The sequence below is a fragment of the Paenibacillus intestini genome, assembly GCF_030803945.1.
GTDB classification, from domain to species: domain Bacteria; phylum Bacillota; class Bacilli; order Paenibacillales; family Paenibacillaceae; genus Paenibacillus; species Paenibacillus polysaccharolyticus.
The window spans coordinates 90,707-114,269 of the sequence record NZ_JAURUN010000006.1 but is presented as its reverse complement, the minus strand read 5'-3'; the positions used below and the strand labels follow the sequence as shown (position 1 = coordinate 114,269).

Annotated in this window: 20 protein-coding genes; 19 read left to right on the top strand and 1 reads right to left on the bottom strand. The window is 45.7% G+C overall.

The annotated features are described in order from the left end of the window. Positions 1–79 precede the first annotated feature (79 nt). Together gltB and J2T16_RS17260 are read left to right on the top strand one after the other, a co-directional pair. Positions 80–4,678: a glutamate synthase large subunit gene (gene gltB / locus J2T16_RS17265; RefSeq protein WP_221787815.1), complete on the top strand. Its 4,599-nt coding sequence runs from the start codon at positions 80–82 to the stop codon at positions 4,676–4,678. 221 nt (positions 4,679–4,899) lie between these two features. Next, positions 4,900–5,052 (top strand): hypothetical protein, encoded by a 153-nt coding sequence (locus tag J2T16_RS17260; protein ID WP_186809745.1) that lies wholly within the window; start codon positions 4,900–4,902, stop codon positions 5,050–5,052. 106 nt (positions 5,053–5,158) lie between these two features. Here the strand turns inward: J2T16_RS17260 and J2T16_RS17255 are convergent, their stop codons facing one another. Next, positions 5,159–5,527 carry a helix-turn-helix domain-containing protein gene (locus J2T16_RS17255; RefSeq protein WP_090918292.1) on the bottom strand — a complete coding sequence of 123 codons (369 nt, stop codon included), beginning with the start codon at positions 5,525–5,527 and terminating at the stop codon, positions 5,159–5,161. A gap of 338 nt (positions 5,528–5,865) precedes the next feature. Here J2T16_RS17255 and J2T16_RS17250 point away from each other — a divergent pair, with 338 nt between their 5' ends. The 17 genes from J2T16_RS17250 to J2T16_RS17170 all read left to right on the top strand — a co-directional run bounded on the left by J2T16_RS17250 (position 5,866) and on the right by J2T16_RS17170 (position 23,535). Further along, entirely contained in the window at positions 5,866–6,303 is a 438-nt protein-coding gene (locus J2T16_RS17250; protein WP_154890816.1) for a hypothetical protein, read from the top strand. Positions 6,304–6,456: 153 nt separating this feature from the next. Then, entirely contained in the window at positions 6,457–7,215 is a 759-nt protein-coding gene (locus J2T16_RS17245) for a tyrosine-protein phosphatase (protein ID WP_260510778.1), read from the top strand. Positions 7,216–7,280: 65 nt separating this feature from the next. After that, complete coding sequence (locus J2T16_RS17240; RefSeq protein WP_090918286.1) at positions 7,281–8,033, top strand: YveK family protein; 753 nt, start codon at positions 7,281–7,283, stop codon at positions 8,031–8,033. Then, positions 8,014–8,694, top strand: a complete 681-nt coding sequence (locus J2T16_RS17235) for a CpsD/CapB family tyrosine-protein kinase (protein WP_090918284.1) — start codon at positions 8,014–8,016, stop codon at positions 8,692–8,694. Before J2T16_RS17240 ends, J2T16_RS17235 begins: the two co-directional genes overlap by 20 nt. 224 nt (positions 8,695–8,918) lie before the next feature. Further along, positions 8,919–9,827, top strand: coding sequence for a UTP--glucose-1-phosphate uridylyltransferase GalU (galU, locus tag J2T16_RS17230; protein ID WP_499018865.1), 909 nt, complete (start codon positions 8,919–8,921; stop codon positions 9,825–9,827). Beyond that, positions 9,824–10,492 (top strand): sugar transferase, encoded by a 669-nt coding sequence (locus J2T16_RS17225; protein WP_208606761.1) that lies wholly within the window; start codon positions 9,824–9,826, stop codon positions 10,490–10,492. The genes galU and J2T16_RS17225 overlap by 4 nt, the downstream gene beginning before the upstream one ends. Before the next feature lie 32 nt (positions 10,493–10,524). Further along, positions 10,525–11,490 carry a UDP-glucuronic acid decarboxylase family protein gene (locus J2T16_RS17220; protein ID WP_221787823.1) on the top strand — a complete coding sequence of 322 codons (966 nt, stop codon included), beginning with the start codon at positions 10,525–10,527 and terminating at the stop codon, positions 11,488–11,490. A gap of 49 nt (positions 11,491–11,539) precedes the next feature. After that, positions 11,540–12,733, top strand: a complete 1,194-nt coding sequence (locus J2T16_RS17215; protein ID WP_499018862.1) for a glycosyltransferase — start codon at positions 11,540–11,542, stop codon at positions 12,731–12,733. A gap of 7 nt (positions 12,734–12,740) precedes the next feature. Further along, the gene (locus tag J2T16_RS17210; protein WP_499018860.1) at positions 12,741–14,048 is read left to right on the top strand and encodes an O-antigen ligase family protein; all 1,308 of its coding nucleotides are present in this window, start codon (positions 12,741–12,743) and stop codon (positions 14,046–14,048) included. Further along, complete coding sequence (locus tag J2T16_RS17205) at positions 14,045–15,223, top strand: glycosyltransferase (protein ID WP_221787828.1); 1,179 nt, start codon at positions 14,045–14,047, stop codon at positions 15,221–15,223. The genes J2T16_RS17210 and J2T16_RS17205 overlap by 4 nt, the downstream gene beginning before the upstream one ends. A 1-nt stretch (position 15,224) precedes the next feature. Continuing rightward, positions 15,225–16,307 carry a glycosyltransferase family 4 protein gene (locus tag J2T16_RS17200; protein WP_499018858.1) on the top strand — a complete coding sequence of 361 codons (1,083 nt, stop codon included), beginning with the start codon at positions 15,225–15,227 and terminating at the stop codon, positions 16,305–16,307. Positions 16,308–16,343: 36 nt separating this feature from the next. After that, positions 16,344–17,489 carry a glycosyltransferase family 4 protein gene (locus J2T16_RS17195; RefSeq protein ID WP_336120893.1) on the top strand — a complete coding sequence of 382 codons (1,146 nt, stop codon included), beginning with the start codon at positions 16,344–16,346 and terminating at the stop codon, positions 17,487–17,489. Continuing rightward, positions 17,450–18,412: a glycosyltransferase gene (locus J2T16_RS17190; RefSeq protein ID WP_336120892.1), complete on the top strand. Its 963-nt coding sequence runs from the start codon at positions 17,450–17,452 to the stop codon at positions 18,410–18,412. The genes J2T16_RS17195 and J2T16_RS17190 overlap by 40 nt, the downstream gene beginning before the upstream one ends. Positions 18,413–18,417: 5 nt before the next feature. Continuing rightward, positions 18,418–19,797, top strand: a complete 1,380-nt coding sequence (locus J2T16_RS17185) for a lipopolysaccharide biosynthesis protein (protein WP_336120891.1) — start codon at positions 18,418–18,420, stop codon at positions 19,795–19,797. Further along, positions 19,763–20,764 (top strand): polysaccharide pyruvyl transferase family protein, encoded by a 1,002-nt coding sequence (locus J2T16_RS17180; protein ID WP_221787833.1) that lies wholly within the window; start codon positions 19,763–19,765, stop codon positions 20,762–20,764. The genes J2T16_RS17185 and J2T16_RS17180 overlap by 35 nt, the downstream gene beginning before the upstream one ends. 54 nt (positions 20,765–20,818) lie before the next feature. Beyond that, positions 20,819–22,207, top strand: coding sequence for a sugar phosphate nucleotidyltransferase (locus J2T16_RS17175; RefSeq protein WP_221787834.1), 1,389 nt, complete (start codon positions 20,819–20,821; stop codon positions 22,205–22,207). Then, complete coding sequence (locus tag J2T16_RS17170) at positions 22,204–23,535, top strand: UDP-glucose dehydrogenase family protein (RefSeq protein ID WP_221787835.1); 1,332 nt, start codon at positions 22,204–22,206, stop codon at positions 23,533–23,535. The genes J2T16_RS17175 and J2T16_RS17170 overlap by 4 nt, the downstream gene beginning before the upstream one ends. Positions 23,536–23,563: the final 28 nt, after the last annotated feature.

The following is a 23,563-nucleotide window of genomic DNA, read 5'->3' as shown; positions in this document are numbered from 1 at the left end:
AGCTCCTCCCGTTTCAATGTTGCCTGTTGTTATGTTCTTGATCTTTCCGAAATACTTCATTATAGAAAGGTTGCGTTCCATGAGACACATCGGATTACCTCCAAAACAAGGTCTGTATGACCCACAATTCGAAAAAGATGCATGTGGTATGGGTTTTGTTGCCAACATCAAAGGAGTACCTTCACACGATATCGTTAGTCAAGCACTGACCATGCTCAGTAATATGGAGCACCGTGGGGGTCAGGGAAGTGAACCGAATTCCGGTGACGGAGCAGGCATCCTGATTCAGATTCCACATCGTTATTTTGCAAAGGAAGCAGATCGACTCGGTTTTGCATTGCCTGAACAGGGATTCTATGGCGTGGGCATGTTGTTCCTGTCTCATGATCCGGCAGTCCGTACTGCACATGAAGAGAGCCTGAAGAAGATTATTGAAGAAGAAGGACAGACCTTCCTGGGCTTCCGGGATGTACCTACGTATGATGAGATGCTGGGCCGTTCTGCATTGGCAGCGAAGCCTTATGTACGTCAGGTGTTTATCGGAAGATCAGATGAAGTGAAAGATGAACTTGCATTTGAACGCAAATTGTATGTCATCCGCAGACGTGCTGAACTGGCCATTCGTTATTCTGCAGACGAGGCGGAAGGAGAGTCATTCTACTTGCCGAGTTTGTCATGCCGTAAAGTGGTCTACAAAGGCATGTTGACAACCGAGCAGGTCGGCAAGTTCTATCTGGATTTGCAGGAAGAACTGGTTGAGTCAGCGATTGCACTCGTACACTCTCGTTTCAGTACGAACACCTTCCCGAGCTGGGAGCGTGCTCACCCGTATCGTTTCATGATCCACAACGGTGAGATCAACACGATGCGTGGTAATGTGAACTGGATGCATGCACGTCAGTCCTTGTTCGAAAGCGAACTGTTCGGCGATGATATTGCGAAAGTAAAACCGGTTATTAATCCGGACGGTTCAGATACAGCGATGTTTGACAACACGCTGGAATTCCTGTACCTAAGCGGACGCTCCCTGCCACACGTGGCGATGATGATGGTTCCTGAGCCATGGAGCACTGATGAAGGGATGGACCCTGCGAAAAAGGCATTCTATGAATACCACAGCACGATGATGGAGCCATGGGATGGCCCTGCGGCTATGGCATTTACAGACGGTTTACAGATCGGTGCTACGCTTGACCGTAACGGTTTGCGACCTGCTCGTTATTATGTAACGAAGGATGACCGAATCATTCTTTCTTCCGAAGTCGGTGTTCTGGATATCGCACCGGAAGACATTCTGTACAAAGATCGTCTGCGTCCAGGACGGATGTTGCTCGTAGATACTCAAGAGGGCCGTATTATCTCTGATGAAGAAGTCAAAGCACTCATTGCTGCAGAGAATCCTTATGAGGATTGGCTTGAAGAGCACTTGATGGATCTGAACGAATTGCCGGAAGCACCGGAGCTTCCAGACCCTAAACATGACAATGTTACGCAACTTCAACTGGCTTACGGATATACATTTGAAGAACTGCGCAAAGTGCTGGAGCCAATGGCATCCACAGGAATGGAAGCCACAGGTTCCATGGGTTATGATGCACCTCTGGCTGTTCTGTCAGATCGTCCGCAACGCCTGTATAACTACTTTAAACAGATGTTTGCACAGGTAACCAATCCGCCGATTGACGCGATTCGTGAAGAGATCGTTACCTCTACAGCGACAACGATTGGTCCGGAGCGTAACCTGCTTAACCCTGAACCGGAGAGCTGTCGCCAGATTCGTCTGGATACACCGGTATTGTCTAATGAAGACTTTGCGAAGATCCGCCACGTTCGTCGTCCGGGCTTCCGTTCCATGACAATCCCGATCTTCTTCACCGCTGCAGAGGGAGCGGAAGGGTTGCGTAAAGCAATGGACTTGCTCTTTGAAGCAGCAGACCGTGTCATCGACAAAGGACATAATATTCTGATCTTGTCTGACCGCGGTGTGGATGCCGAGAATGCAGCAATCCCGGCGTTGCTGGCTGTTGCAGGTCTGCATCACCACCTGATTCGTCAGGGTACAAGAACTAAAGTCAGCATTTTGCTCGAATCGGGAGAACCGCGTGATATTCACCACTACGCATTGCTTCTGGGTTATGGCGTAAGTGCGGTTAACCCTTATCTGGCATTTGAAACACTGGATGATATGATTCAGCAAGGTTTGCTGCGCGGCATTTCCCATGAGAAAGCCGTTAAAAACTACATTAAAGCCGCAACAAAAGGCGTTATTAAAATATTGTCCAAAATGGGAATCTCAACGATCCAATCGTATCGCGGTGCTCAAATTTTCGAAGCCGTTGGTCTGAAATCAGATTTCGTTGACCGTTACTTCACTTGGACACCTTCACGAATCGGTGGTATCGGTCTGGAGGAAGTAGCAGCAGAGGCGCTGACACATCACAACCGTGCCTTCACGGATAAGGACGGCAATGATAAAGTGCTGGATTCCGGCGGTGAATACCAATGGCGTAATGACGGGGAAGAGCATTTGTTCAACCCGCAAACGATCCATACGTTGCAACACGCTGTACGTACGGGCGATTACAAACTGTACAAAAAGTATTCCAAACTCGTACAGGGTGAGAATGATCAATTGCTTACGATTCGCTCCATGCTGAAGCTGAAACCGGTCGGAGCATCCATTCCGCTCGAAGAAGTGGAATCGGTGGAAAACATCATGCGTCGTTTCAAAACGGGTGCAATGTCCTTCGGTTCGATAAGTAAAGAAGCTCACGAAGATTTGGCAATCGCCATGAACCGTGTAGGCGGTAAATCCAACACAGGTGAAGGCGGAGAAGATCCAGCTCGTTTCGTGAAAGACAGCAATGGGGATTCCCGTCGCAGTGCGATCAAACAAGTTGCATCCGGACGTTTTGGTGTAACTTCCAACTATCTGGTTAACGCTGACGAGATTCAGATCAAAATGGCACAAGGGGCTAAACCAGGTGAAGGCGGACAGCTGCCAGGTCGTAAGGTATATCCTTGGGTAGCAGAAGTTCGTGGTTCTACACCAGGTGTAGGTCTGATCTCACCGCCACCGCATCACGATATCTATTCGATTGAGGACTTGGCTGAGTTGATCTATGACTTGAAAAATGCTAATCCGCGTGCCGAAATTAACGTGAAGCTGGTATCTGAAGTGGGTGTCGGAACGATTGCTGCAGGTGTAGCTAAAGGTCGTGCGGACATTATCCTGGTCAGCGGTTACGACGGCGGTACAGGGGCATCTCCTCAAGGTTCCATCCGTCATGCCGGTATGCCGTGGGAGCTTGGACTTGCGGAGACACATCAAACGTTGATGCTGAACAATCTGCGTGATCGTGTTGTTCTTGAAACGGATGGTAAAATGCTGAACGGGCGTGACCTGGCGATTGCAGCGTTGCTTGGAGCGGAAGAGTATGGTTTCTCTACTGCACCACTCGTTGCATTGGGCTGTATCATGATGCGTGTCTGCCAAATGGATACTTGTCCAGTTGGTGTGGCAACACAAAATCCGGAACTGCGTAAAAACTATATGGGAGACCCTGAACATGTCGTAAACTTTATGCGTTTCGTTGCTGAAGACATGCGTGAGATTATGGCTGATCTTGGATTCCGTACCATTCAGGAAATGGTTGGACGTACAGATTGTCTCGAAACGGTAGAAGCTGTGGATCACTGGAAGAAAAAAGGTGTGGATCTGTCGGTATTGCTACATGTGCCTGAACTGCCAGAAGGCGCTGCACGTTACCGTACACAGCATCAGAATCACCAACTGGAAGAAACGCTGGATATGCAACAACTCGTGCCACTCGCACAGCCAGCTATTGAATCCGGTCAACCTGTAGAAGCGGTTCTGCCAATCACCAACGTGAACCGTGCAGTGGGTACCATCCTGGGTAGTGAGATTACACGTAAGTATGGTCTTGCTGGTTTGCCTGAGGATACGGTTAAATTTAAATTTGTCGGCTCCGCTGGACAAAGCTTTGGTGCTTTTGTACCAAAAGGTATGACGCTCACGGTTGAAGGAGACTCCAACGACTACGTGGGTAAAGGATTGTCAGGAGGCAAGCTGATCGTTATGCCTTCACCAAAAGCGACATTTGAAGCGGAGAATAACATTATTATCGGAAACACTGCTTTATATGGGGCGACTAGTGGGGAAGCGTATATCCGCGGTATTGCCGGTGAACGTTTTGCTGTACGTAACTCCGGAGCTAAAGTCGTTGTTGAAGGTGTAGGCGATCATGGCTGTGAATACATGACAGGCGGGCGTGTCGTAGTACTCGGCGATACAGGTCGTAACTTTGCAGCAGGGATGTCCGGAGGTATTGCTTACGTGTATGATCCAAAAGGCACATTCCTGCAACGCTGCAATCTGGAAATGGTTCTTTTGGAGCGTGTAGAAGATACTGCCGAAAGTGCAGATCTACGTGGCATGATTCAACGGCACGTAGCACTCACTGGAAGTGATGCAGGTCAGCGTATCCTGGATACATGGCAGGATTCCCTGAATCAATTTGTACGTGTCATTCCGAAGGACTTCAAACGTATGACGGAACAGATCGAGCGGATACAGGCGACAGGTCTGACAGGTGAAGCCGCTTTGCTGGCCGCATTTGAAGCAAATATGCGTGAGCTTGCGCGCACCGGAGGGTAATGTTTCGTATATTTTCCTGAAAAAAGAAAAGCTTTGAAACAAAAGGAGTCTTATAGCCGCCAGAGCGGCGTCATAAGGCTCCTTTTTGCTTTCGACAAAATTAGAACCCGCTCAAAAAACGTTATCGCCATGAGACGACAACATCAAGGAACGTTCTAAAGTATAATTAGGTTTAGTTTTTGGCGTGCAGAGAAAGTATAAAGATAAGAGAGGTTAGCGGAATGAAGATGAAGCATCCAAACATGGGCGATTCTAAGCCGACAAGTAACAAAGTCGAAGCAACCCGAGTGGACATCATGAAAGTTTTACTGCAATGTGGAATCGACCCGGAGCGTTTGAAACATTTCGTATCCTCCGAGAGCAAGCGTACATGAGCCGTTGCACACCAAGGAATGGAGGGAAATCATGATGCACAAAAAGGCCCAGAAACCGGAGCAGGAAGTACTCGGAAACTGGGTTTTCTTTTCGGGTGTAGCATAATTAATCCATACTGCGTTCCATTCGTACAAAAGCGATAAAACGACGAGCTTCTTCCTCTGTTAAAGGTTTACCATCAATCATCAGATCAAAGCGCTCTAACACTTCCTTATCTGACAATTCAAGCGCATCCACGAATTCACGCACGTCTTCATCCATAACCACATCACTTTGCTTCGTACGTCCAATCAAATAATCAATGGACACATCGAAAATGTCAGCAAGCCGCGTTAACACCTCGAAATCCGGTTTGCGCCGGTTTTTCTCGTAGTGGGAAAGAGCTGCTCTCGTAATATGAATGGAGTTCGCAAGTTCTTCTTGAGTAAGTCCCCGCTGTTCTCGTAATTCAGCAATGCGATTTCCGTAGCTCATAAGCTATTTCCCCCTGAACACCATCATATATATTGAAACAATCCTGAGCCAAGTTTTTGATCAGGGTAAACTTTCCTGCAAATGTACTACGCCTCATTCGTCTCATATACCACTTATTAAATAGGTCTGTCTAAGGACAGCTCATATTGTCGTAAATCAAAAGAACCATGTCCAAATACCGCTTGACATGATACGTATTGTATCGTAAATTGAACGTATGGAGTTACAAAATGTATCATAGTTAGTAGTTTAAGTATTTCCTCATGGTTTGAGCGTTATACCTGTCAAAAGTAACGTTCTCGTCCATGCTGGCCAATCCATTCTAAAGGAATGAAATCATGAATTCAAAAATTCTTCAGGAATGGGCCGATCTGAAACCAAATGTCCATATGTACATTCAGGAATTTCATGGGAAAATGGTAGACCGCAAAAGACGACCCGTCCTGTTACTTGGTATGGATACACAAGCGATCACTTTCCTGAGCGACCTGAACTTACCCGTAATATCAGAAATGGTACTAGGTTTAGATGTAGAAGACAGCCGTATATGCGTCAGGCTTCATGCCAAGCTGCAATGGAAACAGCCTTTTGGAGAACTGATATTGTATCATTCAAACTTGCATATTCAGAAAGACCAAACACTATATATAACTGGACAGTTAAACAGAATGCTTACCGAAGTTGAATTTGAGGCGGTTCCCCGTTCTACATATGGGAATGCAACAGATCCATCTCCTCAGCTAAAGCCTTATCGTTACATTGATTTTATCATATAGGATGAGGTGGACTCTGAACAATTTCTGAACAAGCATGTACTTAACGCCATTTTACTATATTTCGTAGCGTTATGCATTAGTTCTTTAACACCAAAAGCATTTGCGCAATGAATAAAGGGGCGAGGGGGAGCATATATTTCTGGAAGTTTGGATATGGTTGAAATGCACTGCCACATTCTATTCGGTCTGGATGATGGTCCTGTTCAAATGGAGCAGTCCGTTGCGATGGCTGAGAAGGCAGTAGCTTCAGGAATTACCTCCATTATTGCAACTCCGCATCACCTGAACGGACATTACAACAATGAACCAAAGGTAGTCAATCAGGCTGTTTATATGTTTCGTGCCGAGCTTGCCAAACGAAATATCCGTTTGCAGATTGATCCCGGTCAGGAGATCAGAGTGCATGATAGGCTGATTGAAGACTTGTATGCAGGAAAGTGCTGCACACTTGCCGGTAGCCGTTATATGTTGCTGGAGTTGCCCTTTGGTCATATTCCCTCACAGTTCCCCGGAATACTGCACGAACTGCGAATCGCGGGAATTACCCCTATTATCGCTCATCCGGAACGCAACCTTGTCATTTTGAAAAAGCCATTGCTGTTGTCCGAATACTTGTTTCAAGGTGGACTATGCCAGCTTACGGCGGAATCATTCACTGGGCTTTTCGGGCGAAAAGTTCAGAAGTGGTGTTTTCATTTTTGCAAAGAAAACGGGTTTCATTTCATTTCATCAGATGCACACGATACGAAACATCGAACGTTCAAACTGGATGTCGTATATCCGTTGCTCGAAAGACGTTTGGGACGTTGCTGCATTCAACATTTTCAAGATAATGCACAATCCATATGGAATAATCAACGTATTTCGGCTGTATTACCAGCCAAGAAAAAGCGCAGCTTTTTATTCTGGTGAGCAGCTACTGATGTACCAAATACATAGTCACTTAATATGGCTGACTTAAATGGGAGGAAAATCGAATGGAACTCAAAGAGTATTTACACATTTTACGTAAACGCATCTGGATTATTGTTGCCTTCGTAGCTGTGGCTTGTATTGGTGCAGGTGTCAAAAACTACTTTTTTACTGTACCGATCTATGAAGCAGGCGCCAAATTAATCGTCAACCAGGCATATAATGCCCAAGGTGTTCCAAGTTTGGATATTGGAACTATTCAGACAAACATCAAAGTGATCAACTCTTATATGGAGATTATTAAATCTTCTGCAATCCTCGATAAAGTGGCATCTACATACCCCGATCTTGGTATGACTGGTAATCAAATAGGGCAGAACATCCGAGTTTCCACCGCCAATGAGTCCCAGGTTATGAGTCTAACGGCTACGGGACTATCATCCGAAAAAGCCGCAAAAACCGTAAACGCAGTTGCGAAAGTGTTTAAATCTCAAATCCCCGTAATTATGAAAGTAGACAATGTCACGATCCTAAGTGAAGCGAAACCTACGGATTCCTCCAATCCTATTAACGTCAACCCCATCATCAATATTTTGATCAGCTTTATTGTTGGCCTACTACTGGCAGTAGGGTTTATATTCCTGCTGGAATATTTGGATGACACCTTGAAAACGGAAGATGAATTGGAGAAAGAATTAAATCTCCCTGCACTTGCTGTCATCTCCAAGATAAGAAAAGAAGAGAGCCGTATGTCAAAACAGTCATCCATATCTCAAAAACAGGTAGGTGATGGACAGTATGTCACGATTAACCAATGAACGAGTAGGCCTGGTAACGATGGCTAATCCCAGATCCACTTCATCAGAAGCCTATCGAAAGCTACGAACCAATATTCAGTTTTCATCCATAGACAGTCAGATTCAAACGATCATGATTGCCTCGGCATCCTCAGGGGAAGGGAAAACAACGACGATTGGCAATCTGGCAGTCACCTATGCGCAGGAAGGGAAAAAGGTTCTGGTAATGGATACGGATCTCCGTAAGCCGGCAGTACATCTGATGTTTAATGTGCCCAACCATGTAGGCCTAACCAGTGTGTTATCGAGTCAATACAAAGTGACGGAAGTGCTTCGGGAAACCGGGGTCGAAGGTCTTCATGTCTTATCTTCCGGGCCGATTCCCCCTAATCCTTCGGAGATGATCGGATCACGTAAGATGACAGCACTCCTTGAAGGCTTGAAGGAAGAGTATGACGTTATTCTCTTCGATACACCGCCGGTTCTAACCGTGACAGATGCATTGATTATCAGTTCATTGTGTGATGGTGTCATTCTTGTGGTGAATGCAGGCAAGGTGAAAAAGGATCTGGTCAAAAAGGCGAAGGCTCATCTTGAACATGTGAATGCACGTATTCTGGGCGCTGTGCTGAACAATGTGCAGGTTCCGAAAAGCCGCAATAACAGTTACGGGGAAAAATAACAGGCAAGACAATGGAGTTTTATTTTCAAATCATTTTATAAGGTCATGTCTACTATACCTCTATCAAGGTAGGCACTCGGTCACACTGTGGGTAGTGTACCTTAGACGTGTATCGTCAGGGGTGTGATGTGAGGAGGGGTTCAATGCCCTATTTATGAATGATATGTTTCATGTTTTCATGGTTTTGAGTTAAATAAAAAAACTAAATGGATAGGGTGATATCTATGACAAAGGTGAGAAAAGCAATTATCCCTGCTGCTGGATTGGGAACCCGTTTTTTACCTGCTACAAAGGCAATGCCTAAAGAAATGCTCCCTATTGTGGATAAACCGACTATCCAGTACATCGTTGAAGAGGCGGTTGCTTCCGGGATCGAAGATATTATCATCGTGACGGGAAAAGGAAAACGTGCGATTGAAGATCATTTTGACAGTGCGTTTGAACTGGAGCATAACCTCCTTGAGAAAGGGAAACTCAGTTTACTGGAAGAAGTCCGGAAGTCCTCCAACGTGGATATCCATTACATAAGACAGAAGGAAGCCCTTGGACTTGGGCATGCGGTCTGGTGCGCCCGGAATTTCATAGGCAATGAACCCTTTGCCGTGTTGCTTGGCGATGATATCGTCGTGTCGGAAGTGCCGTGCCTGAAACAGCTCATCCAGCAGTATGAAAAGGTAGAGCAGTCGGTGCTTGGCGTGAAAACGGTAAGTCCAAGTGAAACATCACGCTATGGGATTATTGATCCGTTGCACACAGAAGGACGTTTATCTTCTGTTAAGAGTATGGTTGAAAAGCCTCCACTAGGTTCGGCGCCGTCTAACCTAGCCATTATGGGAAGGTACATTTTGACTCCGAAAATTTTTGAGTATCTGGAAGAGCAACATGTCGGTGCAGGAGGGGAAATTCAGCTTACAGATGCGTTGCAAAAGTTGAATGATGATGAAGGAATTAGCGCCTATGACTTTGAAGGCTCTCGGTTTGATGTAGGGGAGAAGCTGGGCTATATTCTCACGACACTCGATTTTGCACTCAAAAATAAAGAGTTGCGTGCACCGGTGCTGATGGCGATTGAAGAGATTCTAATGAAGGAACAGATGAATCAAATCCTTGTAGCTGGAGGGGATAGTCTGTGAAGCTATCAGGACCGGAATACTTTGGGAGTGGGGAAACCTTGGTTAAAGAGGGGAATGCCGCTGTACTTGAGCAGCCATACTCACAACGTGTTGGCGGGTATACGGATGTGATGAAGCCATTGGCCGATTTTGTTATCGCTATTCTGTTACTGCTCATCACATTACCGGTCATGCTGCTTTCGGCTATTTTGATTAAACTGGATTCCAAAGGGCCCGTGATCTTCAAGCAGGAGCGGTACGGGAAGAATGGAGTCAAATTTAACATTTATAAATTCAGAACGATGCGTACAGACGCACCGAAATATGGCCTTTCGCCAACGACCAGCCATGATCCGAGGATTACACGACTAGGCAGAATTCTGCGCAAGACGAGTCTCGATGAACTGCCGCAGCTGCTCAATATTATCAAAGGCGATATGAGTTTTATCGGCCCAAGACCTGAGATGAAACGTATTGTGGAGGAATGTTACACCGATCTGGAACGCAGGCGTTTTCTGGTGAAACCGGGAATTACGGGATTGTGGCAGGTGAGCGAGGCTCGGAAGGAGCCTATTCACCATAATCTCCAGTATGACTTCCACTATATCTCGAATGTATCCATGAAAATGGACATTACGATCATTTTTAAAACTATCGGTGTAATGATTAAAAGCAACACCTTTTGACCATTTTGGATCATAATTTGGAGTGTGATGTAATGAAACATATTGTAGTGACAGGTGCTGCCGGATTTCTGGGCTCTCATCTCGTGCAATCTTTGATCGGCCAGGGCCATCGGGTTACAGGGATCGATAATCTTTCAACAGGTGTGATTCGCAATCTGGCAGGGGTTATGGAGAACCCTAACTTTGTATTCCATGAAGCAGATGTTACACGTCCCGATACAATGGATATTTTCGTTGATCAGCAGGTGCACGAAGTCTATCATCTGGCTTCGCCTGCTTCACCTAAATTCTATCAAGCAGATGCGATTGGCACGATCTGGGTGAACACGCGAGGAACCTATCATATGCTGGAACTGGCTCGGGTCAAAGGAGCCAAGTTTCTGTATTCCAGTACAAGTGAAGCCTATGGCGATCCCGAGATTCATCCGCAGCCGGAGAGTTATCGAGGCAATGTAAATACGTGGGGGCCACGAGCTTGCTATGATGAAGCCAAACGGTTAGGCGAAGTTTTTTGTTATGAATACTACACAAAACAACGAGTTTCCGTGAAAGTTGCGCGTATTTTCAACACGTATTCTTCCGGGCTTCGCAATGATGACGGCAGAGTGATATCTAATTTTGTAACGCAGGCGCTGACGGGTCAAGATATTACAGTGTATGGAGATGGTTCACAGACCCGATCCTTCTGTTATGTGGATGATAACATTCGGGGATTACAAGCTTTCATGGCGGAAGATCGGGCTGATGGAGAGATTATCAATATCGGAAACCCTACGGAATACACGATTCTTGAGGTCGCTCATTTGGTGAAACAGCTCACACAATCGGACAGTAAGGTTGTATTCTTGCCTTTACCTGAAGATGATCCGAAGGTTAGACGTCCAGTGATTGATAAAGCTCGTGAAATATTAAACTGGGAGCCGGAGATTGGTCTGGAAGAGGGATTGAAACGCACGATAGAGCACTATCGATCGATGCTGCAGGTACAGGAAACTTGATTACACTGAACTGATAACAATGAAGCTGAATAAAAGCGAGTTGAGAACCATGCAAACTATATTGATTGCTCACAGTTTATATCCACCCCATATTATTGGGGGAGCCGAGATATCGACACAGATTTTGGCCCAGACGCTGGAGTCCAGTTATGACGTTAAAGTCATTACAGTTGGTGGACACAAGGAGGGCGGGGTGCAGACGGATACAGTGAACGGGATTGAAATCTCGCGGCTACCATTTAATAATCGGTACTGGATCGGTGATACAGCAAGGCAGGCCAGCACTTCTGACAAAGTGTTATGGCGTATCCAGGATATTTTTAATGTGAAGCAGTACCAGCATATTAAACAATATCTGATGATGAAACGTCCTGCTCTGATCCACACTCAGAATATACCGGGACTAAGCCTTGCGATCTGGAAAGCGGCGTTTGAACTGAACATCCCGGTTGTGCATACCCTGCGCGATTTTTCGTTAATTGAACCCATCGCGATCTCGGCATATTCCATGTTCTACAGACAGATTTCCAAACACTACAGCCGCAGAGTTTCTTCCGTTATTGGCATATCCGAACATGTCCTTAACAAGCATACCGAACTGGGGTTTTTCGCGCACGCGTCCAAACATGTCATTCATAACATTGTTGAGCGGGATAATCAGGTTCAGCATGTTAATGCGGGGAAAACGGTTCGTCATGAGCAACCCCTGCACGTTGGATATTTTGGACAACTAACCGAGGTCAAAGGAGTTCAGTATCTGATTGAAGCAGTGCAAAAGCTCGATCAGCAGATTGTGGGGAAGCTGTTCATCCATGGGGATGGCCCTCTGCTTCACACATTACAAGAACTTGCAGGGGCTGATCCCCGGATCGTGTTCGTGGGCAAAATCGATAAAAAGGAGATCACTTCCCAGATGAAAAAGATGGATCTCACGATTGTACCGTCCACCTGGGATGAACCTTTTGGCAGAGTGGTCATCGAATCGTATCAAGCAGGTACGCCAGTTTACGCTTCCAAGGTTGGGGGCATGCCCGAGATTTTGCTGGATGCGGATACCTTCTCTTTCACCGCCCATCGTGCGGATGCGATCCGTGACGCAATCCTCCATTATTACGCCTTATCTGAAGCGGAGAAAAATGAATTAATGCTACAATGCTGCGAACACAGCTTATCCTTTAATGAAGATTATCTTCTCACCAGACATGCGATCATCTACGAGAAGTTAATTGGAGGTGAAGGCTAAGATGTACATGACTTCTCTGAACGTCAAATCGCCATCATTAGTTCAAGCGAGGTCTGATGCGCCTTCCTCAGTCATCATGATGTTGATTCATTTCTTACTGCTCTATCTGTCCATTTATGGTCTGATTTCGATCTATGTCGATAATATTGTGATTCGTTCGTTAAAGGACGCAGGCATGTTGCTACTTGCGGTATACACACTTGCTCGGGTATATCGCCAGCAGATTCATTTTCTGAATCTATTCCTGTTTATACTGGCCTCCCTCATCGTGCTCGGATCGTTAAATGTACTTGTCGGTTCCAGCGTGGTCACGTTAGTCTATGGAATCAAAATTACGCTTTTACCACTGGTGATGCTGTTTGCAGGCATGTTTATGGCCGAGCAGGGTGGAATGTACGCATTTGCCAGAACCAATCTGGTTATTTTTATTATGCTCATTGCAGGATGGTGCGCCCAATATGCGCTGGGTATAGAAAAGTTAATCACTATGGGATTCGTATACGGCGTAAACATCAAAAACTATTTTGAGGGTGTGCCGCGTTTATCCTCCATTACGTACTCGCCGGATGGTTATGCGTATGCACTGTTAATGACAGGCATCATTGCAGAACAAACCAAGCTGGCAGTGAAGCACCGCAGCTTTCGCCTGATGATCCAGTTGCTGACGATCGGCTTTTTGCTTTTATCTACGATTCGATCGGCTTTGTTGCTCTGGTTTGTATATCAAGTAGTTCTTTTTTTACTTCAGATTCGCAAGTACAGCAAAAAGAATATGTTAGTTCTGGCGGTTGTTTTTCTGACACTGCCTGCAGTTGTGTTTTTCGGAGGCAGGTTCCTGCAGTCCAAAAATCTGCTCTCCAGTTCATCCCTGCTTGATCGATTACAGATATGGGGAAGCAGCCTGACCTCGCCGTTCACCATGAATGGCATGATCGGCAACGGAATTGGTTCGGTTGGTGCTGCCAGCCGGCGCACACATATGATGGGTCTGAACTCCAGTAATTTTGCAGTAGATAACCAATACTTTTCCTTGTACGAACAGACGGGTTGGATCGGGCTTGCCTATTTTTTGATGTTATTCTTGTGGTTGTTGATCACACTGGTTAGACGAATGAATGCCTCACCTTACTCGGCAGGTTCCAGACTTCCTCAGGTGGCTATAGCCCTCGGCGCAGGAGTGGCTGCGGCTAGTATGACGACCAACGTTCTTGAGTTGTTTCCTGCGAACGTTTTTTTCTGGATGTTCATAGGCATAGCTCTGTATCAGCATCGTAATGCAGGTGATATACCATATAAAGCGGGTGAGCGAAAATGAAGGTTTTGCACATCGGAGAATATGTGGTGGGCGGTGTTGCCACGTATTTAAACGAGCTGGTGTCCTACCAGCGTAACCGGTTTGAGGTTTATGTATTGATGAGTGATTATAACTCGGCAAAGGATTTTGATCTGGAGCCAGAGCATATCTTTCGTTACAGTTACAAACGCCACCCGAAACACTTTTTCTCAGCGATGAGACAGATTCACCAAGCTATTCGGCGGATCGAGCCGGATATTATTCATGTACACAGCTCATTTGCGGGTATGCTCGCAAGGGGCTTATTTTTTTTCACCCCGCGCAAAGCGAGTATCTTTTACTGCTCACATGGCTGGTCTTTTTTGATGGATACCAAACCCCTGCATAAAAAGGCTTATTTCATGATCGAGAAAATACTGGAATTCAAAACAGACTATATCGTGAACATTTCAAAATATGAGATGCAGCAATCGATTCGCATGGGCATGTCTCCAGCCAAATCCCGATTCGTTTATAGTGGCCTGCGTGACCGCAAGTCTCACAAGCCTCAAAATCACGAAGAGCAGCCGCAAGTAATTGTGCAAAAAGATCAGGAGCAAGAGGATGACAGCATGATTCGGCTCTTGTTTGTGGGCAGATACGATCGGCAGAAAGGACTGGATCTGCTGCTGGATGCATTCAGGCAGTATCCCGAGCTGCAGCAGCGTATTCAGTTATACATCATTGGAGACAGCGTATTGGAAAAAAATGAATGGACCTTTACCGACAATATGATCCGGTTAGGGTGGGTCAATAATGCAGAGATTGATCACTATTACGAGCAGTGTGATGCGATCATTATGCCTTCCAGGTGGGAAGGGTTACCCTTGGTCGCGCTGGAAGCAATGAAAAATCACAAACCCGTCATCGCTAGCAATCGGGCCTCGTTGCCAGAGCTGGTGACGCATGGGGAGAATGGCTACATCTTTGAACTTGAACGACTCGAAGGGTTGAGAGAGATTCTAATGCAACTTGATAAAGAAACGTTGGCAACTATGGGTGAAGCAGGATATCAGGTGTATAAAGAGAAGTTCAGCTCGGATCGAATGAATGAGGAGTTCGTGAGTCTCTATTATGAAGCGAGAAATGTAGAAGTTAGCTTCCAAACCGCGGGGCCGGCTTCCCGTTTGGAAATTTCAAAGAGAAATGGAGATTAACATGAATACAATCTATATCAATGCCCGTTTCCTGACACAGACCGTTACCGGGGTTCAGCGATATGCCATTGAACTCGTGAAGGAAATCGATAATTTGATTGACGCTGGAGAAGTAGACGGTACGAAAGTAGAGTTTTGCCTGCTCTCACCCGCGAATGTGGTTACTCATCTTGAACTGAAACATATTCGGCACCGGATTGTTGGCAGACTGAAGGGACATGTGTGGGAACAGCTGGAGTTGCCATTTTACGCGAAAAAAGGATTGCTAATTAACCTGTGTAACACAGGCCCGGCATTCAAACGCAATCAGGTCGTGACGATCCATGACGCTTCTGTATTCAGTTATCCGAAGGCATTTTCCTTCGCGTTTCGGTCATGGTATCAGTTTTTAACGGTTCGCTTAGGCAAGATTTCGAAAAAGGTCATTACAGTGTCTAACTTTTCCAAAGGTGAACTTATTCAACACTGCAAAATTGCCGCTCAGAAGGTATCCGTTACGCACCTGGGCATCGATCATATTCATCACAGGCAGGCGGCTCAAGGCACACTTGAGAAATATAGGATTAACTCCCCGTATGTACTGGCTGTCAGCACGATGAACCCTTACAAAAACTTTAAGCTGATCTTGGAGATTTTACCTCAGGTGAAAGCACAGAATTTGAGTGTTGTCATCGTGGGCTCCAAGAACAGTAAGGTGTTCAGCAATCATGCTGTGAATGATTCGGAAGGTGTGAATTGGGTAGGGTATGTGACGGATGAGGAGTTAAAAGCGCTCTACGAACATGCCACCGGTTTTATTTTCCCATCCTTGTACGAAGGGTTTGGCTTACCGCCACTGGAGGCGATGGCGCTTGGTTGTCCGGTTATCGTGTCTTCCCGTGGTTCGATCCCGGAAGTATGCGGAGAGGCAGGACTGTACTTTGACCCTCATCATCCACAGGAAGCAGCTTCACGTCTGGTAGAGATGATGTCTGATCCGGAGCTTGGACAGCGAATGTCCATTCAGGGCAAAGAGCACTCGGCCTTCTTCTCCTGGAACAAATGTGCCAAGGATACGGTCAACATTATTATGAGCACGGTGTAAGCATGGCAAATGTATTGTTGTGAGGGAGATAAAGCTATGAACAAAGTGTTTGTTGCGATTGATTTCCCGCCTGAAAAGGGAGGGATTCATGATTATGCCTACGGGCTGATATCACAGATTCCAGCAGAAGAGACAACGGTGCTGACCAATAAAATAAATAATACCGCAGAGTCCGAGCAGTTTGACCGGAAGAGTGATTTTGAAATCATTCGGAAACGTATTTTTTCGGATTCTAATAAATGGCTGTTGATTCTCTCGCAGCTTGTTCTGGTCATGCAACTGATTTTGTTGAAATGGCGCAAAAAAACAGATGAGATTCATTTTGTGAATATATTCCCGGTTGGCTTAGCCGGTCCATTCATGAAATTCCTTTTTCGAGTAAAATACTTTCCTTATGTTCACGGCCTGGATGTGATGGGGATGGTTAATAGCCGATTATTCCCACTGCTGTTGTTCATTCTGAAGCGTGCGGACAAGGTGATTGCCAATAGCCAGTATACGAAGTCGAAGCTGGTTGAACTGGGGATTTCGGATTCTCAGATTGTCATTATTCCACCGGGACTTAATGTGAACAAGTTAAACGCGGATACAGGGAGCCAGGGGGATTTACGGGATAAGTATGGTCTGCATGGCAAAAAAGTGATGATCACCGTCTCGCGACTTGTGGAACGCAAAGGTCATGATGTCACACTGAAAGCCGTGAGTCAGGTTATTACGCATATTCCTGATCTGAAGTATGTTATCTGCGGAGATGGGCCGTATAAGGGAGAACTCGAACGACTGGTAACTCAGTACGGACTCGAATCTGTTGTTGTATTTACAGGACGTACTACAGACGATGAGCTTCAGCAATTATATGAATGTGCGGATCTCTTCATTATGCCAAGCCGGGATATCAAGGAGAAGGGTGACGTGGAAGGGTTCGGGATTGTATTCCTGGAAGCCAACTATTATCGATTACCTGTCATTGCAGGCAACAGTGGCGGTATTCCCGACGCCGTGAAGGACAATATCACCGGTTATCTCGTAGATCCGGTTAATGATCAGGAGATTGCTACACGTATCAAACAATTAATGACCGACGATGGGCTGGCCAGAGCGATGGGGGATAACGGATACGACTGGGTGGTCAACTATTGTTTGTGGTCGCATCGTGGAAAGTTGTTGAAGCAATTGGCCTAAATATCAATGTGATTGGGGTGAAGAGCATGAGGGCTTCTGTAGCCATTTGTACACACAACAGAGCGGTAGACACTATGCAGGCTGTTGAGAGTGTATTGAAAGGAGATACCGATCCTGCCGATTACGAAATTTTGGTCATAGATAATCATTCGACAGATCATACTAGGGATTTATTTGATTCGTCTCACATGCCGGAGCATGTAAGGTATATTTTTGAACCACAATTAGGCCTTTCTTATGCAAGAAACCGGGCAATCAAGGAAGCAAAAGGTGAGTTTATTTTATTTCTGGATGATGATGCATTGGCATGTCCTACTTGGATAAACGAAGTCATTAAGATATTTGATATGGATTCCCGGATTGGTTGTGTGGGTGGGAAAATCGTTCCTATATGGGAGGGCGGAAGGCCCGAATGGATACCACAAGATATTGTGAGCTTGTACACACTAATGGATTTCTCTGAAAAAGTTGTTGAGATGCCTGCGCCTTCTATTCCTTTTGGGGCCAATGTAGCATTCAGAGTGAGTATTTTCGAAAAGTTAGAGCCGTTTAGAGAAGATTTGGGGCGGGTTGGTACAAATCTAATGTCAAGTGAAGAGAGTGAGCTAATAAGTCGAGTCCGCCAAGAACATAAAGTTTTCTACAGTCCATATGCAGTTGTTGAACACAAAATAGCAAAAAACAGATTAACCAAACGTTGGCTATTACGCCGGGTGTATTGGCAAGGTATAAGTGATGCCACGCGGTATAAGAAAAGTGCATGGGGCGTATTCAAACATACGATAAGAATTGTGCAAGCAGCTCTATTAATCGTCATCTCTTTCAATAATGTGCAGAAAGTCATGAGTGAGATGGCTAAAATATCTTATCGGAACGGCACGATTGTGGGATCTTTCCGAAATGGCAGAGGGCTGAACACCTGATGAACATGGCGATTGCCCGAAAACCAAGGCAGCGAAGCATTATTCAGACCATTGTCATGACAAGCATGGCTAATATTCTCATTATGGCTGTGACTACGCTAACTTCCATTATTACAGCTCGCATGTTCGGAGCGACGGGGAAGGGAGAGCTTGCGGCTGTTTTATTCTGGCCTGCATTCATTTCGGGTCTGGCCGCATTTGGTCTGCCCACCTCGTTAATTTACAATGTCAAAAAAAACAGCCAGCAACTCCCTGTCTATATCAGCATGAGCTTTGCCGTTCAGATTCCGATCAGTATCATCGCTGGGGTGATCAGTTGGTTTGGTATCCCTATCTGGCTATCAGCATATTCAGAATCTGTCATTACCATTGCAAGGTGGTATACCGTATCCATGGTTCCAGTGATGCTGTTCATGGGTGTGCTTGCGGCAGCCGCACAAGGTACCGACAAGTTCCATATTTATAATCTGTCGCGTTTGCTGGCTCCCTTATTGAATCTTGCAGGGTTGGTACTACTGTGGGTAGCGCAGGTATTAACCGTGGAACGAGCCATTATTATCAGTTTTGCCAGCACTATACTGGTGTTGACCTGTTATATGATTGCCATGCGTCAGCAAATATTCAGTTCCGTCAGCAAGCTGGTAGCTCAGATTCGAACGGGGATTCATCTATTCAGCTATGGCCTTCGTGTATATGGGGTAGAGTTGCTAGGCACGTTGTATAGCCAGTTTGACAAAATTATTATTTTGGCTCTGCTGACACCCAAAGATTTCGGGTTATATTCGGTTGTGTTTGCCCTATCGCGTATGTTTAATGTTGTGCAGACGGCCATCACCAATGTCATATTTCCAAAGGTAGCCGGCATGGAGCAGCAACAGGTGTTGTCTCTTGTTGGCAGAGCTTTCCGCATTAGTATGGTACTTATGACGATCATCATCATACCGAGTATGCTGATTGGTCGTTTTTTTATTGACTTGTTGTTTGGCCCGGAATTTCTGGAGGCCAGCGGTGTATTCTATCTGTTGTCTCTGGAGTGTATCGTTGGCGGAGGATCTTGGATTCTGGCTTCGGCTTTTAATGCGCTCGGTAGACCAGGCGTTATCGTGCTTCGGCAGGTCATCGCACTTGCTGTGACGATTACGTTGTTCTTTGTGCTTACGCCCATGTTCGGGTTATACGGTTTAGGGCTGGCGTTGTTACTTGGTTCCTTCGTCCGTATGTTGATGTCATTAATATCCGTTTCGATTATTTTCAAAATGCCGATGCACAAGATGTTATATAACAAGGAAGATATGGCCTTCCTCAAGCAAAAATGGAGAGAAAAAAATCTATTTAAAGGAGCAAGAAGAGATGTCAAACGTGCAAAAGATTCATCCCATGGATGAGTTGAAAAAACGACTTGAATCGATCCTTGAAGTTGTGCCTCCTCATTCGAAGATCTATTACATTGATTATCCCGTTCACAGCAATTGTGGTGATCTGCTTATTATGAAAGGAACAGAGGCTTTTTTCAAAGACCATCATATTCATGTGTCTCAACGATACAGCGTCCATGACTTTCATGACCAAGTTGAAATTCCCCAGGATCATATTATTGTTCTTCATGGTGGTGGGAATTTCGGTGATTTATACGAAGCTCATCAATCATTAAGAGAACGTATCGTTCAGCATTACCCGCATCATCGAATCGTGATTCTTCCTCAGACGATATTTTATAAGGATCAAGCTATTCTTCAAAGAACTGCATCTGTTTTTGCTCAGCATACAGATCTGCATATCTATGTTCGCGATGAGATATCGTTTCAAATTGCCTCGGATCATTTTTCCAACTCTAAGGTGAACTTAGTTCCCGATATGGCGCACCAATTATGGCCGATGGAGATCCAGCGTAACTCTCGTAAAGAGAGATTGAATTTCTTTAGAACTGACATTGAACAAACAGCAGCTCAACAATCTCTGAATTCCGCAGAGCAGCAAGGAGATTACCTGGATTGGCCCACCTTGTACAACAAATATGAGCGAAAGCTAATCTACTATATCAGTAAAGGGTTGAAGAAACCTGCTTCGCGAGCCCTCTCCCAATTCATATGGATGAAATATAGTGACTACCTTGTGAATAAGGCGGTACGCTGCTTCTCGGATTATCGCATGATTCACACATCCAGATTACATGGTCACATCCTGTCTTGTCTGATGGCGAAGCCTAACCTATTGATTGATAACTCTTATGGGAAGAATTCGGGATATTACCGGATATGGACACATGAAGTGAACACAGCCAATATGGACTCCTCTTCCAAGGCGAGTGCTCCGCCCGTGACCAAGTATATGGAATCAACGGCAACCGTATAACGAACGAAAAGCTGTCCCGTATCACCTTAAAATATATAGAGTGGAGTGGTTGCATTGAGAATCGTACTTCTCTCCGGTGGATCAGGTAAACGGTTATGGCCTTTGTCCAACGACACGAGATCCAAGCAATTCCTGAAGGTGCTTGAAGGCGAGGACGGACAGACGGAATCGATGGTACAGCGCGTATGGAGGCAATTGCAGCACACGGGGTTAAGTGGCCAAGCAACGATTGCAACGAGCAAACCGCAGGTGGAGATTTTGCGAAGTCAGTTGGGTTATGAAGTGGATCTAGTCGTTGAGCCTGAACGAAGAGATACCTTCCCCGCAATCGCCTTGGCGGCCGTATATTTGTACTCCGTGCAGGGAGCCAGCTTAAATGAAACGGTAGCCATGCTTCCGGTTGATCCCTATGTGGAGGAGTCATTCTTTTATAAAGTAACAGAGCTGGAGGACGTGCTGGATGACTCCGGTGCAGAGCTTGCGTTAATTGGCGTGAAACCCACGTATCCTTCGGAAAAGTATGGTTACATCATTCCAGAACGGTCTGAAACTAAAGAAGAACAACGTTACGCCAAAGTATCCCGTTTTCAAGAGAAACCCCGTGAAGCTGAAGCGGCAGAGATGATCGAACAATCTGCCCTTTGGAATTGCGGGGTTTTTGCATTCAAACTCAATTATTTGATTAATCTGCTCATCTCGCTTGAACTGCCTATCCAGTATGAAGAAATGTTGAAACAGTACGGGAGACTGCAGAAAATCAGCTTTGATTATCAAGTGGTGGAGAAGGCTCAGCATATTGTGGTTACACCTTACGAGGGGTACTGGAAAGACCTTGGCACATGGAACACGCTGACAGATGAGATGAGTACCAATATTGTGGGCAAAGGTGTCATGACGAACAGTACGGTGAACACACATCTGATTAATGAATTAAACATTCCGGTCTGCGTACTGGGAGTATCCAACTTGATCGTGGCAACAAGTCCTGATGGCATTCTGGTCAGTGAAAAAGAGGCGAGCCCTCAGATCAAGGAAGTGTTAAAAGATAGCGCTGAGCGCCCCATGTATGAAGAACGTCGTTGGGGCTGTTACAGAGTGCTTGATTACACACGCAATAAAAAAGGCGAAGAAGTATTAACCAAACGCATCATCATCGAGCCCCATAAAAACTTTTCGTACCAGTACCATCTCAAACGAAATGAAGTATGGACCGTTGTCTCGGGACAAGGTGAATTCATTATGGACGGCGAGCTCAGACCGCTTCATCAAGGAGATGTCATTGTGATTCCGGCAGGAGGGAAGCACAGTGTCAAAGCGTTGAGCGAACTCGAAATTATTGAGGTGCAGATGGGCAGTGAACTGGTGGAAGAGGACATCGTTCGCGTTGAGATGGAATGGGAAGATATTATCCAAAATTGCGTGAATTGGGGGAAAACAAGATGAATATTGCGGTGATTGGAACAGGCTACGTAGGTCTGGTATCAGGGGTTTGTTTTTCGGAGATTGGCAACCAGGTGATCTGTGTAGACAACAATGAGGAAAAAGTACAAATGCTGAATGAGGGCATCGTTCCAATCTACGAACCTGGTCTTAAAGAGTTGATGATTTCCAATATGCAAGCAGGTAAACTGTCGTTTACCTCAAACATTGGTGAGGCGATACACCAGTCAGATATTGTCTTTATAGCCGTAGGTACACCTTCTCTACCAAACGGTGAGGCGAATCTGAGTTATGTAGAGCAAGTGGCTATGGAGATCGGCACCCATCTCGAAAACTACAAAATCATCGTGACTAAAAGCACGGTTCCTGTAGGTACCAATGACCGTATCCGCGATCTGATTCGCAGTATATCCTCCCAGCCATTTGACGTGGCCTCTGTTCCCGAGTTTTTGCGAGAAGGCTCCGCAATCAAGGATACGCTTAACCCTGACCGGATTGTCATCGGCACCAGCAGTGATCGGGCCATCCAGACGTTAAAGAAACTTCATCGGCCCTTGACAAGTAATCTGATTATTACAGATATCCGCTCAGCGGAGATGATTAAATACGCATCCAATGCTTTTCTGGCAACCAAAATATCATTTATTAATGAAATTTCGAATATTTGTGAGAAAGTTGGGGCGGATGTTACACGTGTTGCAGAAGGCATGGGGTACGATAAACGCATCGGGTCTGCTTTTTTGAAGGCAGGGATCGGTTATGGCGGCTCTTGTTTTCCTAAAGATACACAGGCGCTGATCCAGATTGCAGGTATGGTGGATTATGATTTCAGGCTGTTGAAATCTGTAGTGCAAGTCAATCAGGACCAACGTATGCAAGTGATCTACAAACTGGAGGAAGCGCTGGGGTCACTCGCAGGCAAAACAATTGCTATCTGGGGACTGGCGTTTAAACCGGATACCGATGATGTGCGAGACGCACCAGCCATTGATATTGTTCAACATCTTATTGATGCTGGAGCATCGGTCAGAGCCTACGATCCGATTGCAACGGCTAACTTCCGTAAAGAGATCGACATTGCCTCGATTTCGTGGGAGGATAGCCCGCTTCATGCTGCTCAAGACGCGGATGCGCTATGTGTACTGACAGAATGGAAGGAATTTGCCCAGGTTGATCTGACAACCTTAGCCCAAACGATGAAGGATCCTGTGATGATTGATGGTCGTAATGTGTATAGTGCGGAGCAGATTCAAGCATCTGCTTTCCACTATTATTCTGTCGGACGTCCAGGTCTCGTGAAGGTGGAAGGGAAAGCACCAGCAATTATCTAATCTGCCAGTGAATATCAACAATATGAGT

Excerpts from the sequence above, each read along its gene's own strand:
- gltB (WP_221787815.1), top strand. The coding sequence starts at position 80 with ATGAGACACATCGGATTACCTCCAAAACAAGGTCTGTATGACCCACAA.
- J2T16_RS17260 (WP_186809745.1), top strand. The coding sequence starts at position 4,900 with ATGAAGATGAAGCATCCAAACATGGGCGATTCTAAGCCGACAAGTAAC.
- J2T16_RS17255 (WP_090918292.1), bottom strand. The coding sequence starts at position 5,527 with ATGAGCTACGGAAATCGCATTGCTGAATTACGAGAACAGCGGGGACTT.
- J2T16_RS17250 (WP_154890816.1), top strand. The coding sequence starts at position 5,866 with ATGAATTCAAAAATTCTTCAGGAATGGGCCGATCTGAAACCAAATGTC.
- J2T16_RS17245 (WP_260510778.1), top strand. The coding sequence starts at position 6,457 with ATGGTTGAAATGCACTGCCACATTCTATTCGGTCTGGATGATGGTCCT.
- J2T16_RS17240 (WP_090918286.1), top strand. The coding sequence starts at position 7,281 with ATGGAACTCAAAGAGTATTTACACATTTTACGTAAACGCATCTGGATT.
- J2T16_RS17235 (WP_090918284.1), top strand. The coding sequence starts at position 8,014 with ATGTCACGATTAACCAATGAACGAGTAGGCCTGGTAACGATGGCTAAT.
- galU (WP_499018865.1), top strand. The coding sequence starts at position 8,919 with ATGACAAAGGTGAGAAAAGCAATTATCCCTGCTGCTGGATTGGGAACC.
- J2T16_RS17220 (WP_221787823.1), top strand. The coding sequence starts at position 10,525 with ATGAAACATATTGTAGTGACAGGTGCTGCCGGATTTCTGGGCTCTCAT.
- J2T16_RS17215 (WP_499018862.1), top strand. The coding sequence starts at position 11,540 with ATGCAAACTATATTGATTGCTCACAGTTTATATCCACCCCATATTATT.
- J2T16_RS17210 (WP_499018860.1), top strand. The coding sequence starts at position 12,741 with ATGACTTCTCTGAACGTCAAATCGCCATCATTAGTTCAAGCGAGGTCT.
- J2T16_RS17205 (WP_221787828.1), top strand. The coding sequence starts at position 14,045 with ATGAAGGTTTTGCACATCGGAGAATATGTGGTGGGCGGTGTTGCCACG.
- J2T16_RS17200 (WP_499018858.1), top strand. The coding sequence starts at position 15,225 with ATGAATACAATCTATATCAATGCCCGTTTCCTGACACAGACCGTTACC.
- J2T16_RS17195 (WP_336120893.1), top strand. The coding sequence starts at position 16,344 with ATGAACAAAGTGTTTGTTGCGATTGATTTCCCGCCTGAAAAGGGAGGG.
- J2T16_RS17185 (WP_336120891.1), top strand. The coding sequence starts at position 18,418 with ATGGCGATTGCCCGAAAACCAAGGCAGCGAAGCATTATTCAGACCATT.
- J2T16_RS17180 (WP_221787833.1), top strand. The coding sequence starts at position 19,763 with ATGTCAAACGTGCAAAAGATTCATCCCATGGATGAGTTGAAAAAACGA.
- J2T16_RS17170 (WP_221787835.1), top strand. The coding sequence starts at position 22,204 with ATGAATATTGCGGTGATTGGAACAGGCTACGTAGGTCTGGTATCAGGG.